This window comes from Streptomyces sparsus, from assembly GCF_054776295.1.
On the sequence record NZ_BAAHCA010001219.1, the window covers coordinates 946 to 1,208 of the forward strand.

The 263-nt window shown below is 77.6% G+C and carries 1 protein-coding gene; it reads left to right on the forward strand.

Translation table 11 applies throughout. The features are described from left to right. The coding region (locus tag ACYVE9_RS27515) for an FAD-dependent oxidoreductase (protein WP_461030603.1) at window positions 1-263 on the forward strand (263 nt) is incomplete at both ends.

Consider the following 263-nt stretch of genomic DNA (forward strand, 5'->3'; position numbering starts at 1 on the left):
CCCCTCGACTACCGGACCTGCGGCACGCTGGCCGTCGCGCTGGACGCCGACGACCGCGCGCACCTGCGGGAGCTGCACGCGCTCCAGCAGCGCTGCGGGCTGGAGGCGCAGTGGCTGAGCGGACGCGAGTGCCGGCGGCTGGAGCCGATGCTGGCCCCCGGCGTGCGCGGCGGGCTGCGGGTGGACGGTGACCACCAGATCGATCCGCGCCTGCTGGCGGCGGCGCTGGTGACGGCCGCGGAACGGGCCGGCGTGGAGTTCCG